The 14,682-nt window shown below is 69.6% G+C and carries 12 protein-coding genes; 10 read left to right on the top strand and 2 right to left on the bottom strand.

Annotated features, from left to right (window positions below; all coding sequences use genetic code 11):
* Positions 1-234: 234 nt before the first annotated feature.
* Together ACOJUJ_RS10070 and ACOJUJ_RS10065 are read right to left on the bottom strand one after the other, a co-directional pair.
* The gene (locus ACOJUJ_RS10070) at positions 235-1,281 is read right to left on the bottom strand and encodes an inorganic phosphate transporter (protein WP_420126735.1); all 1,047 of its coding nucleotides are present in this window, start codon (positions 1,279-1,281) and stop codon (positions 235-237) included.
* Between the two features lie 7 nt (positions 1,282-1,288).
* Entirely contained in the window at positions 1,289-1,900 is a 612-nt protein-coding gene (locus tag ACOJUJ_RS10065; RefSeq protein ID WP_420126734.1) for a DUF47 domain-containing protein, read from the bottom strand.
* Positions 1,901-2,159: 259 nt separating this feature from the next.
* Between ACOJUJ_RS10065 and pstS the strand changes: the two genes are divergently transcribed.
* The 10 genes from pstS to ACOJUJ_RS10015 all read left to right on the top strand — a co-directional run bounded on the left by pstS (position 2,160) and on the right by ACOJUJ_RS10015 (position 14,408).
* Positions 2,160-3,275 carry a phosphate ABC transporter substrate-binding protein PstS gene (gene pstS / locus ACOJUJ_RS10060; RefSeq protein ID WP_420126733.1) on the top strand — a complete coding sequence of 372 codons (1,116 nt, stop codon included), beginning with the start codon at positions 2,160-2,162 and terminating at the stop codon, positions 3,273-3,275.
* Positions 3,276-3,702: 427 nt separating this feature from the next.
* Complete coding sequence (gene pstC, locus ACOJUJ_RS10055) at positions 3,703-4,698, top strand: phosphate ABC transporter permease subunit PstC (RefSeq protein ID WP_420126732.1); 996 nt, start codon at positions 3,703-3,705, stop codon at positions 4,696-4,698.
* Positions 4,695-5,588, top strand: a complete 894-nt coding sequence (gene pstA / locus ACOJUJ_RS10050; protein WP_420126731.1) for a phosphate ABC transporter permease PstA — start codon at positions 4,695-4,697, stop codon at positions 5,586-5,588. Before pstC ends, pstA begins: the two co-directional genes overlap by 4 nt.
* Before the next feature lie 59 nt (positions 5,589-5,647).
* Entirely contained in the window at positions 5,648-6,472 is an 825-nt protein-coding gene (gene pstB, locus ACOJUJ_RS10045; protein ID WP_420126737.1) for a phosphate ABC transporter ATP-binding protein PstB, read from the top strand.
* A complete protein-coding gene (gene phoU, locus ACOJUJ_RS10040; RefSeq protein WP_420126730.1) occupies positions 6,469-7,167 on the top strand; it encodes a phosphate signaling complex protein PhoU in 699 nt (232 codons plus the stop codon). Before pstB ends, phoU begins: the two co-directional genes overlap by 4 nt.
* Before the next feature lie 717 nt (positions 7,168-7,884).
* The gene (locus ACOJUJ_RS10035) at positions 7,885-8,376 is read left to right on the top strand and encodes a hypothetical protein (protein ID WP_420126729.1); all 492 of its coding nucleotides are present in this window, start codon (positions 7,885-7,887) and stop codon (positions 8,374-8,376) included.
* A gap of 305 nt (positions 8,377-8,681) precedes the next feature.
* Positions 8,682-10,046: a UDP-glucose dehydrogenase family protein gene (locus ACOJUJ_RS10030; protein WP_420126728.1), complete on the top strand. Its 1,365-nt coding sequence runs from the start codon at positions 8,682-8,684 to the stop codon at positions 10,044-10,046.
* Between the two features lie 865 nt (positions 10,047-10,911).
* Positions 10,912-11,871 (top strand): UDP-glucuronic acid decarboxylase family protein, encoded by a 960-nt coding sequence (locus ACOJUJ_RS10025; RefSeq protein ID WP_420126727.1) that lies wholly within the window; start codon positions 10,912-10,914, stop codon positions 11,869-11,871.
* Positions 11,872-11,887: 16 nt separating this feature from the next.
* Complete coding sequence (locus ACOJUJ_RS10020) at positions 11,888-12,850, top strand: NAD-dependent epimerase/dehydratase family protein (protein ID WP_420126736.1); 963 nt, start codon at positions 11,888-11,890, stop codon at positions 12,848-12,850.
* A gap of 247 nt (positions 12,851-13,097) precedes the next feature.
* Entirely contained in the window at positions 13,098-14,408 is a 1,311-nt protein-coding gene (locus ACOJUJ_RS10015; protein ID WP_420126726.1) for a glycosyltransferase, read from the top strand.
* Positions 14,409-14,682: the final 274 nt, after the last annotated feature.

Raw genomic sequence — 14,682 nt, 5'->3', positions numbered from 1 at the left:
GGGGGGGGGGGGGGGGGGGGGGGGGGGGGGTCTGGCGGGCGGCCCCGGCCGGGGCCCCCCCCCCCCCCCCCCCGGGACGGGGCTTGTCGCTTTCCCAGCAGCGGGTTTACCCGCTCATCCTCGCCCGTTCATGCCCCATGCGCGAAAAGCCCCGCCGGACACATCGTCCGGTGGGGCTCGTCACTTCGGCACTTACACCATCACACCATCACACCCGTCACACCATCACGCCCGTCACATCGTTCCCATGGGCGCGAACTGGGCGAGGACCAGGTAGCTGATCGCCGCCATCAGCGCGGCGGCGGGAATCGTCAGCACCCACGCCCAGACGATGCGGCCGGCGATCCCCCAGCGCACCGCGGACAGGCGGTTGGTGGCACCCACGCCCACGATGGCGCCGGTGATGGTGTGCGTGGTGCTGACCGGGATGCCGAAGTTGGTGGCCAGCAGAATGCTCATGGCCCCGCCCGTCTCGGCGCTAAAGCCGCCCACCGGCTTGAGCCGGGTGATGCGCGTGCCCATGGTGTGCACGATGCGCCATCCCCCGAACAGCGTGCCGATGGACAGCGCCGAGTACGCGCACAGCTCGATCCAGAACGGAATGTGGTCCGTGGTGGGCACGTACAGCAGGTGCAGCCAACCCGTTTCCTGCGCGAACAGCGTGTTCACCGACACCAGCAGGCTTACGATGATGCCCATCGTCTTCTGGGCGTCGTTGGCGCCGTGCGAAAGCGAGAACAGTGCCGAGCTGGCCAGCTGCGCCACGCGAAAGAACCGGTCGGCCGGCCCCCGCGGCACGCGGTGGAAAAGCCATAGCACCAGCGTCATGAGCATGAAGCCCAGGAACATGCCGATGAGCGGCGAGAGCACGATGAAGGTGAGCGTCTGCACCCACTTGGTGCCCCACTCGATGGCGCCCGTCCCCGCCGCCGCCACCGCCGAGCCCGCGTAGCCACCGATCAGCGCGTGCGACGAGCTGCTGGGCAGCCCGTAGTACCAGGTGATCAGGTTCCAGATGATGGCGCCCAGCAGCCCGCCCAGGATCACGGTGGGGGTGACGATCTTCAGGTCGATCATCCCCGAGCCGATGGCCTTGGCCACCGCCGTGCCCACCAGGAACAGCGCCATGAAGTTGAAGAACGCGGCCCAGATCACCGCCGGCAGCGGCTTGAGCACGCGCGTGCCCACCACCGTGGCGATGGCGTTGGCCGAGTCGTGGAAGCCGTTGATGAAATCGAACGCGAAGGCGACCAGGACGATGATGACGACGTAGGTGATCACGGCCCGGTCACCCGTTCTTCAGGGCAATGCTTTCCAGCACGTTCGACACGTCGTCGCACAGGTCGATGGCATCCTCGAGCTTGTCGAACAGCTCCTTCCACTTGATCACCTCCAGCGGGTCCGGCGTCCCGGAGAACAGCGCCCCCACCGCCTGCGCGTAGATGGCGTCGCCCTCTTCCTCCAGCGCCTTGAGAGCCCGCGTATGCTCCAGCATGAGCTTGGGCTTCTTGAGCTGGTTTACCGCCTTTTCGATCTGGTTGGCGGCCCGCTTGAGCACGTCGGCCAGCTGCGCCGCGTGCGAGCCGGCGGTGGTGATGTGGAACATCTGCACCCGCCGCACGGTGCCGTCCAGCAGGTCGATCACGTCGTCCAGCCGCGAGGTGAGCAGGTGGATGTCCTCGCGGTCCAGCGGGGTGACGAAGCTGCGGTCGATGCGGGTGATCACGTTGTGCGTGATGCCGTCGGCCTGGTGCTCCAGGTCCTTCACCTTGGTCGCGATCTCGTCGAGCCGCGACGGATCGGCAAAGAGCTGCGCCACCAGGTCCGCGCTTTCGCACAGGATGCGGGCGACGTCGTTGAACATGGGGAAGAACTTCTCGTCACGCGGAATCAGGCCCACGTCGTCCTCCAAACATCTCGGTTAGGTAACGGAACGGGCACGGTGCGTCCGCGTTCCGTGTGCCCCGGGCGGCCCGCCGAACCCGCGTTGACGCGGCTTGCGGACGGTGTCCGACACCGTGGCCGCGGGATGTTACAATCGTTACGTCCACGTTACAAGGTTCGCGGTGGCAACTGTTACGGACGCGTTACACGCGCCCGGTAGGTTCGACGCGTTCCAGGCTTGTCCAACCTGTCCTGAAGCGTGAGACCGAGAGCTGATGAAACGAGCGTTTTCCGGTGGCATTTCCGCGCTGGCGGCGGCCCTGTTCCTGGCTGCCTGTGGCGGCGACAACGGCGGGGCCACCCCCGGCGAGATGGCCAAGCAGGCAAGCAACGGCGGCGGTGGCGACGGCCTTACCCTTACCGGCGCCGGGGCCACCTTTCCGTATCCCATCTACAGCAAGTGGTTCAGCGAGTACGGCAAGGCCAACCCGCTGCGCGTGAACTACCAGTCCATCGGCAGCGGCGGCGGCATTCGCCAGGTGACGGAGGGCACGGTTGACTTTGGCGCCAGCGACGCGCCCATGAACGACGAGGAGCTGGCCAAGGCGCCGGGGATGCTGCACATCCCCACCGTGCTGGGTTCCGTGGCCGTGACCTACAACGTTCCCGGCGTCACCCAGCCGCTGCGGCTGGACGGCGCGGCCCTGGCCGGCCTGTTCATGGGCCGCATCAGCAAGTGGAACGACCCGGCGATCGCCGCGCTCAACCCGGGCGTGAGCCTGCCGGACCAGGACGTGATCCCGGTCTACCGCACGGACGGCAGCGGCACGACGTACGTCTTTACCGACTACCTGGGCGCGGTGAGCCCGGAGTGGAAGCAGGGCGTGGGCGTGGGCAAGTCGGTGCGCTGGCCCGAGGGACTGGGCGCCAAGGGGAACGAGGGCGTTACGGGTGCCATCAAGCAGACGCCGGGATCCATTGGCTACGTGGAGCTTGCCTACGCCACGCAGAACCAGCTGCCGGCGGCGGCGCTGCGCAACGCGGGCGGTCAGTTCGTGCAGCCCACGGTGGAGAGCACGGCGGCGGCGGCGGAGAACCTGGGCGCGGCCATCACGCAGCACCCCGACTTTCGCCTGTCGCTGGTGAACCAGGCCGGCGCGGCCGCCTACCCCATCACCTCGTGGACGTACCTGCTGGTGCCGCCGCACGTGCAGGACTGCGCCAAGGCCAACGCCTTTGCCGGCCTGGTGCGCTGGACCCTGGCCGACGGCGACGCCTTTGCCCGCGACCTTCACTACGCGCCGCTGCCCGACGCCATTCAGCAGCAGGTGCTGGCGCAGCTGGGGAAGCTGACCTGCGGGCCGGACCGGCAGGCGGTGGGGCAGGGGTGAACGGGTGAACGGGTGAACGGGTGAACGGGTGAACGGGTGAACGGGGGGCGCGACCCTCGGGGGCCCTCTCCCCCGCCAGGCCTTTCGCTCGTTCCTCGCGACGGCTGGCGACCCCTCCCCCAACTTCGGGGAGGGGGGGCGACGGGGCGAGGACTTGCCGCAGCGGGATCGAAGTCTCCCCTCTCCGTGAGGAACGAACGGGGAGGGGCCGGGGGAGGGGCACCCCGCGGACGCAGTTCGATGCGTTCGAGGCACCGTGGCCCCGCGGCAACACCCACCTCCCCCGGCAGTTTCGGGGGAGGTGGGCGAGGTTTACGAGCCCGGAGGGGGCGCCCCGCGGACGCAGTGCGGGATCGTTCGAAGCACTCCGGGCCTGCGGCTGAAAGCTTTTCGAAGCGCTGGAAACTGACACTATCCATGGGAACGGATGCAACCCGTACCTGAGCAGGCGGGCACCCTGGCAACGGGGCCCCGCCCATTTCTGTCCCGGCTGCTGCCGGTGTACGCACAGGGCAACGTGGCGGACCGCACGTACGCGCTGGTGCTGGGCGCGTTCGGACTCTCCATCCCCGTGCTCTTCGCGTTCATCGTGCTGCGCGTGGGCGCGGCGGCCATGCCGGCGGTGCGCGAGTTTGGCGGCGGCTTTATCAGCAGCAGCGAGTGGGACCCGGTGGCGGGGCAGTACGGCGCGCTGCCGTTCATCTTCGGCACGCTGGCCAGCTCGCTGCTGGCGCTGCTGATCGCGGTGCCGCTGGCCATCGGCCTGGCCATCTTCCTTACCGAGCTGGCGCCGCGCTGGCTGGCGGCGCCCATCTCCTTCGGCACGGAGTTGCTGGCGGCCATCCCCAGCGTGGTGTACGGGCTGTGGGGGATCTTCGTCCTGGTTCCCTTTCTGCGCACCTGGGTGCAGACGCCGCTGGCGGATTCCATCGGCGACAAGGTGGGGCTTTTCCGCGGGCCGGCGTACGGCAGCAGCATCCTGGCCGGCGGGGTGATCCTGGCCATCATGATCGTCCCCTTCATCTCCGCGGTGAGCCGCGAAGTGCTGGCCGCCGTCCCCGTGACGCAGCGGGAGGGCGCGCTTGCCCTTGGCGCGACGCGGTGGGAGATGACGTGGCAGGTGGTGCTTCCCTACGCCTTTCCGGGAATCATCGGCGCCACGATCCTGGGGCTGGGGCGGGCGCTGGGGGAGACGATGGCGATCACCATGGTGATCGGGAACCGCGCCGAGGTGGCGACCTCGCTCTTTGCGCCCGGCGCCACGATGGCCAGCGTGCTGGCCAACGAGTTCAACGAGGCGTCGGCCGACCTGCACCTGGCGGCGCTGATGGAGATCGGGCTGCTGCTGTTCGGCATCACCATCCTGGTGAACACCGTCGCGCGCCTGCTGGTGTGGCGCGTGGGGCTGCGGGCGGGACGATGAGCGAGCACTCCATGGGCTCGCGCACCCAGGCCACGTCGTTGGGCGCGCTGAGCTTTCGCGACCGGCGCCGGCGCGTGGTGAGCCACGTGATGATCTACGGCACCGGCGTGGCGGCGGCGCTGACGGTGCTGCCGCTGCTGCTGATCTTTTTCCACCTGCTGCGCGCGGGGCTGGGCTCGCTGAACCCCGACTTCTTTACCAACGTTCCCGCGCCCGTGGGCGAAACGGGGGGCGGGGTGGGGAACGGCGTGCTGGGCACCTTTATCCTGGTGGCGCTGGCCGGGGCGATGGGGCTGCCGGTGGCCATCGGCGCGGGGATCTACCTGGCCGAGGCGGAGGGCGGCAAGCTGGCGACGGCCATCCGCTTTATCACCGACGTGATGAACGGCATCCCCTCCATCGTCATCGGCATCTTTGTCTGGGCGTGGATCGTGGTGTCCATCGGCTTCAGCGCGTTCGCGGGCGGGGTGGCGCTGGCCATCATGCTCATCCCCATGGTGACGCGAACCACGGAAGAGATGGTGCGCCTGGTGCCGCGCGAGCTGAAGGAAGGTGCGCTGGCGCTGGGCTTTACCCGCTGGCGGACGACGCTGGGCGTCGTCCTTCCCGCGGCGCGCAGCGGCATTCTGACCGGCGTCCTCGTCGCCCTGGCGCGCATCGCGGGGGAGACGGCGCCGCTGCTGTTCACGGCGTTCGGCAACCCGTTCTGGTCCAGCGACCTGGGCAAGCCGATCGCCGCGCTTCCCGTGCAGATCTTCAACTACGCGATCAGCCCGTACGAGGAGCAGCACCGGCAGGCGTGGGCCGCGTCGCTGCTGCTGATCGCGCTGGTGCTGGCCGTGAACCTGACCGCCCGCTTCCTCATCCGCAGTCCCTACAGGAACCGGTGATGCAGACCTATTCCCAGGCGCCGCAGCCCGGCGCTCCCGTGAACCCGCAGGGTGCCCCGATGCCGCAGCAGACCCCGGCGACACCGGCTCCGGCGGCGCAGTCCGCACCGGCCGCGCCCGCCCCGCCGCAGATCGCCATCCAGGCCGACGACTTTTCGTTCTGGTACGGGACGACGCGCGCGCTCAACGACATCACCCTGCAGATCCCCGAAAAGCGGGTAACGGCGTTCATCGGGCCGTCGGGGTGCGGAAAAAGCACCTTTCTGCGGTCCATCAACCGCATGAACGACCTGATCCCCGGCACCCGCCACGACGGCGACATCCGCCTCCGCGGAGACTCCGTCTACCGCGCCGGGCTGGACGTGGTGCAGCTTCGCAAGCGGGTGGGGATGGTGTTCCAGAAGAGCAACCCCTTCCCCAAGAGCATCTACGAGAACGTGGCGTACGGCGCGCGCGTGAACGGCCTGGCCCGCGGGCGGCGCGACCTGGACGACCTGGTAGAGCGGTCGCTGCGGCAGGCGGCGCTGTGGGACGAGGTGAGCGACCGGCTGGACCGCAGCGCGCTGGGGCTTTCGGGCGGGCAGCAGCAGCGGCTGTGCATCGCGCGCGCGCTGGCGGTGCAGCCTGAGGTGCTGCTGATGGACGAGCCCGCCAGCGCGCTGGACCCCATCGCCACGCAGAAGATCGAGGAGCTGATCTACGAGCTGAAGGACGAGTACACCATCGTGATCGTGACGCACAACATGCAGCAGGCGGCGCGCGTAAGCGACCACACCGCCTTCTTTTACCTGGGGCAGCTGGTGGAGATGGGACGCACCGACGAGATCTTTACCAACCCGCGCGAGGAGCGCACGGAAAGCTACATCACCGGGAGGTTTGGATGACGCCCGCCGCCGGAATGCGCCACTTTCACGAGGAGCTGGCGCGGCTCAAGACGCAGCTGCTGGAGATGTCGGGGCTGGCCGAGGAGCTGGTGGACCAGGCCATGCGCGCGCTGCGCGGCCGCGACGCCGAGATGGCCAGGGAGGTGGTGCGCCGCGACAACGACCTGGACGCCATGGAGATCGTCGTCGACGACATGTGCATCCACCTGCTGGCGCTGCAGCAGCCCATGGCGCGCGACCTTCGCCTGATCACCATGGCGATGAAGATCAGCAACGACCTGGAGCGGGTGGGCGACCACGCGGTGAACATCGCCGAGGCGGTGAGCCACCTGGCCGAGGCACCGGTGTACCTGGAGTTTCCGGAGATCGAGGAGATGGGGCGGCTGGCGACGGAGATGCTGTCGGACGCGCTGGACACCTTCGTTCGCGCGGACGCGGACGCGGCGCGCGAGGTGTGCCGCCGCGACGACCGCGTCGACAGCCTGCACGAGTCGCTGTTCCGCATCCTGCTGACGCACATGATGGAGGACCCGCGGCGCATCGGCGCGTCGATGTCGCTTTTCCTGGTGAGCCGCAACCTGGAGCGCATCGCCGACCTGGCGACCAACATCGCCGAGGACGTGGTGTTCCTGGTGGAGGGCCGCAACATCAAGCACGGCGCCCGCGACCTGGCCGAGGAGGCCCGCGCCAGCTGACACCGCGGGCGGAAACCCCGCGGTCGTATCGTAGAGGGCGGCTCCCGCGTGCGGGGAGCCGCCCTCCGTGCTTTCCCCCTGCCGCCGGCGTCATGCGCAACGCTCGCGGCAAGGTACCGTATGCTTAGACCAAATCCGGTAAAACACCTCACCTCAAGTGGGCTACAGGAAACAGAGGTCAGGGTACAGAGGAACAGAGAACAGCCAGAGGAACAGAGGAGGAATGCGGATCACCTCTGTTCCTCTGGCGGTTCCCGGTTCCTCTGTACCTTCCGATGTTGTTTTTCCGGATTCGGTACTATCACTATACCGGATCCTCCCGATGCACTCCCAACGGCATTCTCATGCAGAGGAAGCGGAGGAAGCAGAGAAGGCGGGGATTCCCGGTCATCTCTCCGCTTCCTTCGCCCACAGGTCTTGAGCGTTGACCGCTCCGGCTTCGTCTGCTTTGTAAGTCGCTCTGAAAGTGTGCATCGAAAAAGTGTAACCGATGCATTGCGCTGTTGCTCCGCGGCTTGGCCGAGCGGGGAACGGGGGCCGGCTTTGGTGCGTCGTTATCGTCTGCCGCAGCAACGTGATAGCGTGATGCCGACGTTGGCCTGGGCCGGTGGGCATTGGCTTGCACTTAAGCGGCGCGACGCCGCCTCCGCTCATATGGCCGGAGACCGACCGGCGCCGCTTTATCCGGATGGCAAACCTTCGCGGAAGCGAGCCCCCATGCAAGCAGCGCAGTTCTACCTGGTGTGCACCCTCAGCCCGGGCCTGGTGATCCAGGCCGGCGCGTCCGACGGGCTGCCGCCCACCCTTCAGCCGCAGGACTTCAGCAATCCGCTGCAGCTGTGGGTGATGCAGGCGCAGGTTTCGGGAGGATCCCAGGGGGTGGCGCTGGTGAACCCGGCCACGGGAAACTCGGCAACGTACCAGGGGCCGTTCGAAAGCCTGATCATGCAGCCGTACTCGCCCGGCTCGGGCGACTCCGACGCGTTCCTCCTTTTCCTGGGCGACGCCGCGGGGGATCTGCGCATCGCGCTGGCCAAGAACGCGACCTTCTCGTGGAACGACTACGGCGGCAACTTTCAGGTTGGCGACCCGATCTACCTGTGGAACGACGCCCTGGGCAACTCCGTCTGGACACTGCAGCTGGCGGGGGTGTCCAGTGACAAGGTGGCCATCCCCTCCATCGTGGGTGAGGCGGCCGCGGTGAGCTGAGGCCGGGCCAGCGAACGCACGCGGCGCCGCGGGGACCGGTGATCCTCGCGGCGCCGCTCGTTCTGATCGACTGCATCGCAGCGTTCGCGGAGATGCACTGTTCTCCCCGCGAACGCTCGTTTTGATGGCGGGCCGCCGTCCCGCCGCGCGCGACGTCCGTTCGGTGGACGGTGCAGGCCCGGCGGCTGTCGTGGCGGCGCGGCCTTTTCCGGCGTTGCGCGGAACGGGGGCGCGGGCCTAACTTGACGGTCTTTCCCGGCCCGCGCGGCCGGCTTACGCCGCAGCAAAACCAACGCACGCAACCAATGAAGATCGCAGTCGTGGGCACGGGCTACGTGGGCCTGGTAGCCGGGGCCTGCCTGGCGGAAACCGGCAACGACGTCATCTGCGCCGACATCGACCAGGGCAAGATCAGCCGCCTGCACGCGGGCGAGATCCCCATCTACGAGCCGGGGCTGGAGCCCATGGTGGAGCGCAACCTGCGCGAGGGCCGGCTTACGTTTACCACCGACGTGGCCGCCGCGGCCGCCGAGGCCGAGGTCATCTTCATCGCCGTGGGCACGCCCCCGGGCGAGGACGGCTCCGCGGACCTCAAGCACGTGCTGGCCGTGGCCGAAACCATCGGCAAGAGCATGCCGGACGACGGGCCGGAGAAGATCGTCATCACCAAGAGCACGGTGCCCGTGGGCACGGCGGCCAAGGTGAAGGACGCCATCCGCCGCCACACGTCGCGCGCCTTTCACGTGTGCTCCAACCCGGAGTTTCTCAAGGAAGGCGCGGCGCTGCAGGACTTCATGAAGCCCGACCGCGTGGTGGTGGGCGTGGAGAGCGAGCACGCGCGCCAGCGGCTGGGGGAGCTGTACGCCCCGTTCGTGCGCACGGGCAACCCCATTCTGTTCATGGACATCTCCAGCGCCGAGATCACCAAGTACGCGGCCAACGCCATGCTGGCCACCCGCATCAGCTTCATGAACACCATCGCGCAGCTGTGCGAGGCGGTGGGGGCCGACGTGGGGCTGGTGCGCCAGGGGATCGGCACGGACGAGCGGATCGGGCCCGGGTTCCTGTTCGCGGGGATCGGCTACGGCGGCAGCTGCTTTCCCAAGGACGTCAAGGCGCTGGTGCACACGCTGCAGGCCACGGGCGTGGACGCGGCGATCCTGGAAGGCGTGGAGAAGGTGAACGCCGACCAGAAGAAGGTGCTGCTGCGCCGTGCGGTGGAGCGCTTTGGCGACGACCTGTCGGGGCGCACCTTTGCCGTCTGGGGCCTTTCCTTCAAGCCCGAAACCGACGACATGCGCGAGGCGCCGTCGCTGGAGGTGGTGCGCGGGCTGGTGAAGCGCGGCGCCAGGGTGCGCGCGCACGACCCCGAGGCCCGCGACGAGGCGGCGCACTACTTTGCCGACCTGCTGGCGGAGGGGGCGCTGCAGCTGTGCGAGCACAACTACGACTGCCTGGAGGGCTCGGACGCGCTGCTCATCCTGACCGAGTGGCTGGCGTACCGCAACCCGGACTTCGACCGCATCCGCGAGTCGCTGGCGGAGCCGGTGATCCTGGACGGGCGCAACCTGTGGGATCCGGCTCGCATGGCCGGGCTGGGCTTCGAGTACACGTCCATCGGCCGCACCCCCGCCGCCGCCCCGGCCGAAGCGGGCGCCGCGGCGGACTGAGGGGGGCGGGCCCTCTCCCCCGCCAGGCCTTTTGCTCGTTCCTCGCAACGGCTGGCGACCCCTCCCCCAACTTCGGGGGAGGGGTTGCTGTGTCGGAAGGTGTGGTGCGTTGCGGACAGGGCGGCGGGCTACCAGCCTGGGCTGGTGGCGGCGCCGCGCTTCGGACGGGCCCTCTCCCCCGCCAGTCCTTTTGCTCGTTCCTCGCAACGGCTGGCGACCGCTCCCCCAACTTCGGGGGAGGGGTTGTTGTGTCGGAAGGTGTGGTGCGATGCGGACGGGGCGGCGGGTTACCAGCCTGGGCTGGTGGCGGGCGGCGCGCTTCGGACGGGCCCTCTCCCCCGCCAGGCCTTTTGCTCGTTCCTCGCGACGGGTGGCGACCCCTCCCCCAACTTCGGGGGAGGGGTTGTTGTGGCGGGCAGGTGGGGTGCGATGCGGACCGGGGCGGCGGGTTACCAGCCTGGGCTGGTGGCGGGCGGCGCGCTTCGGACGGACCCTCTCCCCCGCCAGGCTTTTTGCTCGTTCCTCGCAACGGCTGGCGACCCCTCCCCCAACTTCGGGGGAGGGGTGATGAGAGGGCGGCACGTTTTCCCGGACCTTTGGGTGCGGTCCGGCGGCAGCGGCTTCACGGCGCAGGAAAAACCAGGGACGCAAGGGAACTCGAGCCGTTCCCTTGCGTCTCTTCGTTCACATACCGCCCTCGGCGTGATCCGCGATTCGCCTGTTACAGCGGAGGTGGGCGGAGCGCGGTGCTACGTTGCGGGGGGCGGAGGGCGGGGGTAAGTTGGGCGGATTGATCCGGGGGGCAAATCCCCCGGCGCGCCGGCCTGTTCGCGCTCCAACGCCGCTTTACCCCAACGCCAGACGAATGCGTGTCCTGATCACCGGCGCCGCCGGATTTCTTGGTTCCCACCTGTGCGACCGCTTTCTCGCCGAGGGGCACCAGGTGGTGGGGATGGACAACTTCATCACCGGCCATCCGGACAACATCGCCCACCTGATCGGGCACGAGGGCTTTCGCTTCGTCCAGCACGACGTTACCGACTACATGTACGTCGAGGGGCCGCTGGACGGCGTGCTGCACTTTGCCAGCCCCGCCAGCCCCGTGGACTACCTGGAGCAGCCGATCCCCACCCTCAAGGTGGGCTCGCTGGGGACGCACAAGGCGCTGGGGCTGGCCAAGGCCAAGGGAGCGCGCCTGCTGCTGGCCAGCACCTCGGAGGTGTACGGCGACCCGCAGGTGCATCCGCAGCCGGAAACGTACTGGGGCCACGTGAACCCGGTGGGCCCCCGCGGCGTGTACGACGAGGCCAAGCGCTTTGCCGAGGCCATCACCATGGCGTACCACCGCTTTCACGGGGTGGAAACGCGCATCGTGCGCATCTTCAACACCTACGGGCCGCGAATGCGTCCGGGCGACGGGCGGGTGGTGAGCAACTTCATTGTGCAGGCGCTGCGTGGGGAGCCGATCTCCATCTACGGCGACGGCAGCCAGACCCGCAGCTTCTGCTACGTAAGCGACCTGGTGGACGGCATCTATCGCCTGTTCAACTCCGACCGCGTGGACCCCACCAACATCGGCAACCCGGTGGAGTTCACGGTGCGCGAGCTGGCGGAGCTGGTGCTGCGGATGACAGGGAGCCAGTCGGAGATCGCGGCACTGCCGCTGCCGCAGGACGATCCCAAGGTGCGCCAGCCGGACATCACCGTCGCCCGCTCGGTGCTGGGATGGGAGCCCCAGGTGCCGCTGGAGGAGGGGCTGCGCCGGACCATCCCGTACTTTGAGCAGATGCTGCGCGACCCGCGGCAGTCGGCCCGCACGCTGTGAGGCGCGCGTGAACGTGATGGTGACGGGCGGCGCCGGCTTCATTGGCGGGCACCTGTGCCGACGGCTGCTGGAGCGCGGCGACGCGGTGTGGGCGGTGGACAACTTTGACCCCTTTTACGATCCCGCGCTCAAGCGCGAGACGGTGCGCGAGCTGTCCGCGTTTCCGCAGTTCCGGCTGGTGGAGGCGGACGCCTGCGACCCCGGCGCCACGCAGGCGGCGCTGGCCGCGGCGGGCTGCGAGCGCCTGGACGCCATCGTGCACCTGGCGGCGCGGGCGGGGGTGCGGCCTTCCATCCAGGAGCCGCTGAGGTACGCGCGGGTGAACGTGGAGGGGACGGCCGCGGTGCTGGAGCTTTCGCGGGCGATGCGCAACGTGCCGGTGGTGTTCGGCTCAAGCAGCAGCGTGTACGGCAACTCGGCCCCGGTCCCGTTTCGCGAGGACGACCCGGTGGCGGAGCCGATCTCGCCGTACGCGGCTACCAAGCGCGCGGGCGAGCTGTTCTGCCACGCGCACCACGCGCTCTACGGCACCAGCATCGTCTGCCTGCGCTTCTTCACCGTCTACGGACCTCGGCAGCGGCCCGACCTGGCGATCCACAAGTTCGCCCGGCTGATGGCGGAGGGGCGGCCGATCCCCTTTTTTGGCGACGGTTCCGCGCAGCGCGACTACACCTACGTGGACGACATCGTCCAGGGGGTGGAGGGGGCGATCGACTACGCGCACCGCACGCCGGCCGCGTTCGAGATCGTGAACCTGGGGGAAAGCGACACCACGGCGCTGTCGCGGCTGGTGGAGCTGCTGGGCGCGGCGATGGGGGTGGAGCCGGTGCTGGACCGCCAGCCGGCGCAGCCGGGGGACGTGGACCGCACCTGCGCGGACGTGAGCAAGGCGCGCCGGCTGCTGGGGTACGCCCCCCGCACGCGGGTGGAGGAGGGCATTCCGCGCTTCGTGGAGTGGTTCCGGTCCGCCAGCCGCTGACGCACGTGCGCCTCCCCCCGCCGTCCCGCGGCCCCCGGACGAACGGTCCGGGCGCGCACCCGCGCCGCACGCACGCGACGCGGGGCATGCGTGCCTGCGCGCGCTCCCCGCATCATGCCCGTGCGCGGCAAGGGCTCGCGCGGGGCCGGACCTTCGCGGGCCCGCGGACGTCCGGCCCGATTCACCACCGCGCCAGGAGCCGCGACATCCGGATGGAAATCGACACGGTGGCGCGGGCGGCGTGGGGGTGAGCGTGCGTCGCGCCCGCCAGCCCGAGGGTCTGCAGCCCCCGCCCTCCGCACCCGTGCCGGCCGGGGCCGCGGCGGACCCGGCGCGCGTGGAGGTGGCGTTCGTGGGGAGTGTGGTCCCCACGGAGCTGGCGTGGACCACGCGCGCCTTTTCCCCCGCGGGGAACCGCTTTCAGCTGGGGCTGCTGGAGTTTCTTTCCCGCGGCGCGGGGATGGACGTGCACCCTTTCATTACCCTGCCCCAGGCCGCCTGGCCGCGCGACCCGTCCGTGCTGGTGCGCGGAGGCCGCGTGCCGCTGGAGGGGGTCGCGGCGCAGGCGCGGCTGGTGCCGTACCTGAACCTGCGCGGCCCCAAGGAAGCCACGGTCGCGGCCTCGCTGTTCGCGCACCTGGGCCGCTGGGCGCGGGGCTGGTCGGCCACGGCGCCGCGGGCGCTGCTGGTCTACAATGTCTTTTCTCCCCTGGCGCTGCCGGTGCTGGCCGTCGCGCGGGCGTGGGGGGTGCCGGCCGTGGCCATCGTCGCCGACCTGCCGTTCGGCTACCGGCTGCGCGGGGTGCGGGGGATGCTGGAGCGGCTGGACGTGCGCGCGCAGCTGGCGGTGCTCCGCCGCTTTGACGGGCTGGTGGTGCTTACCCCGCACGTGGCGCGGGAGTACGCGCCCGGCGTGCCCTGGATCCGGATGGAAGGCGGCATTCACCCGGCGGACGCGGGCGAGCCGCTGGCGTCCGGGGCCGGCACGCACGGGGAGCGCGCGGTGATGTACTCCGGGATGCTGAACGAGATGAACGGCATTCCCCTGCTGCTGGACGCGTTTGCGCGGCTGCGGGGGCCGGAGTGGCGGCTGTGGATTTACGGCGGCGGCCCGCTGGAGCGCACGGTGCGGGCGGCGGCGGCGCGCGACGAGCGCATTCTCTTTCGTCCCTGGGAGCAGGTGCCGGCGGAGGAGATGCGGCTGCGGCAGCGCGACGCGGCGGTGCTGGTGAACCCCCGCCCGTCGTCGCACCGGGCCAACCGCTACAGCTTTCCCAGCAAGCTGCTGGATTACCTGGTGAGCGGCACCCCCGTGGCCAGTACCGCGCCGCCGGGAATCCCCGCCGAGTACCATCCGCACCTGGAGCTGGCGCTGGACGAAACGCCCGACGGACTGGCGGACGCCATCCGCCGCGCGGCGGGGCACACGGACGCGGAGCGGATGGCGCGCGGCGTCCGCGCGCGGGAGTTCGTGCTGGGGGACAAGACGTGGGACCGGCAGGCGGTGCGCATCGGCGAGTTCGTGCGCTCCGTGGCCCGGCCGCGGCGGGCGGGGTAGCCGCGGGTCTGGCACCCGGTTCGCGGGCGTGCCGTTCGCCTCGACCGTGGAGGTTGCGGATGGTTTTCGGGATCGCGCATCAGGTGGTGCGATCGACACGCCCGGGTCCGCTTCCGCAGACCATCCACCGATCCGCATCCCTCTTCAAAAAAATGCGGATGGCCCCCTGCCGCATTCCATCTCCTTCGCGTTCCCGACACCCCACGCCGGCTCGTGCCTCGTCGACCGCCGCCCTGCCTCCCCTCGGGATGGATGAGCCTGATGGTGAGCTCTG

The sequence above is a fragment of the Longimicrobium sp. genome (assembly GCF_048594345.1).
Classification (GTDB): Bacteria; Gemmatimonadota; Gemmatimonadetes; order Longimicrobiales; family Longimicrobiaceae; genus Longimicrobium.
Note: the sequence above shows the minus strand (reverse complement) of the source record. Positions and strands in the feature narration are given on the sequence as shown.

Coding starts and splice junctions, on each gene's coding strand:
- pstS (WP_420126733.1), top strand. CDS start 2,160: ATGAAACGAGCGTTTTCCGGTGGCATTTCCGCGCTGGCGGCGGCCCTG.
- pstC (WP_420126732.1), top strand. CDS start 3,703: ATGCAACCCGTACCTGAGCAGGCGGGCACCCTGGCAACGGGGCCCCGC.
- pstA (WP_420126731.1), top strand. CDS start 4,695: ATGAGCGAGCACTCCATGGGCTCGCGCACCCAGGCCACGTCGTTGGGC.
- pstB (WP_420126737.1), top strand. CDS start 5,648: ATGCCGCAGCAGACCCCGGCGACACCGGCTCCGGCGGCGCAGTCCGCA.
- phoU (WP_420126730.1), top strand. CDS start 6,469: ATGACGCCCGCCGCCGGAATGCGCCACTTTCACGAGGAGCTGGCGCGG.
- ACOJUJ_RS10035 (WP_420126729.1), top strand. CDS start 7,885: ATGCAAGCAGCGCAGTTCTACCTGGTGTGCACCCTCAGCCCGGGCCTG.
- ACOJUJ_RS10030 (WP_420126728.1), top strand. CDS start 8,682: ATGAAGATCGCAGTCGTGGGCACGGGCTACGTGGGCCTGGTAGCCGGG.
- ACOJUJ_RS10025 (WP_420126727.1), top strand. CDS start 10,912: ATGCGTGTCCTGATCACCGGCGCCGCCGGATTTCTTGGTTCCCACCTG.
- ACOJUJ_RS10020 (WP_420126736.1), top strand. CDS start 11,888: ATGGTGACGGGCGGCGCCGGCTTCATTGGCGGGCACCTGTGCCGACGG.